The following is a 3,026-nucleotide window of genomic DNA, read 5'->3' on the forward strand; positions in this document are numbered from 1 at the left end:
AGCAACTCACAATAAAAGTTTCTCTTTCTTTTCAGATAGATAAACATCTATCGCGCCAATTAACAACCGCCCCAGTCACGCAACAGTCAAGCAACGGTCAAGCAAATCCGGCCTGGGTGGCTCGGTGGCCAGGCTCGCGGCAGAGGCGGTCATCTGGCTGGGTTGCACTCATGCTCCCCGTCTATGCCCCCGCCGCCAGCGGCAGGCGGATTTTGCCGGTCAGCAGTTGCTGCATCATGCCTTGTTTCAGGGCGCGGGCCTTTTCCAGCTTCTGGGTCAATGCCTGCAGCTCGTTATCCATATCAGATAAAATAGTGGCGATGGCGGTTTGTTCTTCTCTTTGCGGGATAGGAACCAGAAACATACCAAGTTCACGTGCACCAAGATTTGGCTGAGCAGCACCACCAGCCCAAAGATCGATCATTTTTTTACAAGTTCCAGACTTAAAGTAACTAGCCACAAAATCGGTGGAAGTTCTCTTTAAATTTGGCCTAACGATTACTAAAGAGCTAGCAATAGCTCCCCTGCCAAAATCCTTATCAATAACACCAAACTTCCCTAAAGAACCTCTCAAGCAAAAGAGCAAATCACCAGTTTTAACCTTGCCACCACCCAATCTGCTATAAACATACTCCGGCACATAGTCCATGATAGAGTCATTTATTTGGCCGTCTGAAACATGACCAGCATTTATAAACGGTATTCCATAATCAACAAACTCATTGGCAGATGGATAATTTGAACTTCTGTCACCATTTTCAAATGAAACCAAGTTATTTAATGTATTAACCTCCCAATCCTCCGGAATGTCTCCCAGTTCGCTGAGTTTATAGCCCTTTTGAGTACCATCGGGGCGCAGGGCGAAGGCGGGCAGGCGGGTGCGGCCGGTCAGCAGTTGCTGCATGGTGGCGCTCTTGATGGCCTGCTTCTTGGCGATCAGCTGCTCCAACGCATCGATCAGCGCATCGCTATCCGACAGCACATTGGCAATGATTTTCTGCTCTATTTCTAACGTTGGCTTACGAATGATTATACGTTCTAGCTGTGACGAACTGATATTAGGCTGTGCACCTTGTTCCAGCATATTACTCAATGCGCTCTTGTACAAATCGGATCCAACAACATGTTGAATGTATTTCATATCTGCATTGCCATAAAGAACAAACTTACCAACGCGCTGGTTTAAATAGGCGACCTCATTTTTATTGTAGACACCAACTTTTCCAGTAGTAGCACCAGACATGGCAATCAGAGCATCACCATCATGTACTTCAAATTGCTTTGGGATTTTTTCGCCAACCGCATAATAAACAACTTCATTTACATCCAAGAATCCAGACTGAATGTTACTTATTCGTAAAATAGGAACGCCTGTTTTTTTAAATTTTTCACTCTTGAAGGCAAAGCCACCCTGTACTTTACATATCCCGCCTAAAGGAATTGCCTCCCAATCCTCCGGAATAACCCCCACTTCGGTCTGCTGATAGCCCGCCGGGATCGCCTTGCCTGCCGCCTCTTGCATCATCTGCTCTGCCATTATGCCCACTCCAGCCCCATGCTCTTCAAATGGGCGGCCACCTTGGCCTCCAGGGTGCTGACCTGTTGGGTCAGTTGCGGCAAGGTGGCGCGGTAGCGCTCCTCCAACTCTTTGACGCGGTTGGCCAGTTGCTGGGTGATGCGCTCAATCTCCGCCTCGATGGCCGCCTGCAAGCTGGCGCGCCACTTATCCTCCACCAGCAGTTGCTTGATCTCACTCTCTGTCAGCTTGGGGTAACGGGCCACCACCGCCCGATCCAGCGCCTCTTGCGCTTCTTTTACCGCCTTTTTAGCCTGACTTTCGGCTTCGAACAGCTTGATGGCGGTTTTTAGCGCCGCCTTTTCCTCGGCATCGCTGGCTTGCTTGAGCCGCGCCTTCAGGCTGGCGGCGTTGATCTTGCCCGCATCGTTGGCGGCGTCACTCAGCAGCCCCTCCTCGCCGCCCTGCTCTTCCAGATAGCTCTCCAGATGTTGACTCACCTCATCCGCGGTGGCCTGCAAGGCGTCGATTTCGGCCTGCTTATCGCTAAAGAAGCGGGCCACCAGCAGGGTCGGAGGCAGCAGCTCGGCCTTGTACTTGCTCTTGCCTAGCACCAGATCCGGCGTCTCTTTAAGCTTTTCGCCCTTGTCGACTTTAAGCTCGCGCAGCACCTTGCCCGCCGCCCAGCCATCCTGGGAGAGCACATAGACATCGTCCTGCATCACGGCGTGCCAGTAGTCCAGCAGCAGCTGGTAGATATCGTAGTTATCCAGCAGCGGCAGCGGCGCATAGGCGGCGAGCAGCGATTCGCTGATCTCCTCAATCAATGCCTTGGGCGATTCGCCCGGCTTTATCTCCGGCAGGTGGCACTCGGTAAACCAGCGCGAGAAGGGTTCGAGTGAAGCAGATGCAAAACGGACAAACTCGGGGTGCGCCAGTATGGTGCCCTTGACCTTGGCGGCATCCACCAACCCATGGCTATAACCGGCATGGGCCGGAGCAAACAGATCGGCCCGCAGGGTCGGGAACACCTGCCAGTAAGCGCCCAGGGCGTCGATATCCCGATTGGGAATGCCGCCTTTAAGGTGGGCGGCCAGATCGTGCAGATCTTCGGCCTCGCTGGCATCGATATAGCGCGGAATATTCAGGTTGTAGTCGTTGGCGGCGATCTCGGAGAGCGGCACGGCGCGGCTGTAACGGGGGATCACCTGCTCACGGGTAAAGGTATCGACGATCTTGTGGATGTCCTGCTCGCGCAGCCGGTTCTTGTTGCCATCTTTGATAAAGCCTTTGCTGGCATCGATCATAAACAGGCTCTGGCTGCTATAGCCGTTGGCCTGAATGGCGCGCTGGTGCGCCGTCTCTTTGTCGATGACGATGATGCAGGCCGGAATGCCGGTACCGTAGAAGAGGTTGGCAGGCAGGCCGATAATGCCCTTGATAAAGCCTTGTTTGAGCAGATTCTCGCGGATGCGCGCCTCGGCATTGCCACGAAACAGCACGCCGTGGG

At 53.2% G+C, this 3,026-nt stretch carries 2 protein-coding genes; both read right to left on the bottom strand.

Going from position 1 to position 3,026, the window contains the following annotated elements; genetic code table 11:
- Positions 1 to 181 precede the first annotated feature (181 nt).
- Positions 182 to 1,537: a restriction endonuclease subunit S gene (locus AACR93_RS17900; RefSeq protein WP_082044150.1), complete on the bottom strand. Its 1,356-nt coding sequence runs from the start codon at positions 1,535 to 1,537 to the stop codon at positions 182 to 184.
- The coding region (locus AACR93_RS17905) for an N-6 DNA methylase (protein WP_043851556.1) at positions 1,537 to 3,026 on the bottom strand (1,490 nt) is incomplete at its 5' end. The genes AACR93_RS17905 and AACR93_RS17900, both read right to left, overlap by 1 nt.

It is taken from the genome of Aeromonas sp. L_1B5_3 (genome assembly GCF_963866575.1).
Classification (GTDB): Bacteria; Pseudomonadota; Gammaproteobacteria; order Enterobacterales; family Aeromonadaceae; genus Aeromonas; species Aeromonas jandaei.

Coding starts and splice junctions, on each gene's coding strand:
- AACR93_RS17900 (WP_082044150.1), bottom strand. CDS start 1,537: ATGGCAGAGCAGATGATGCAAGAGGCGGCAGGCAAGGCGATCCCGGCG.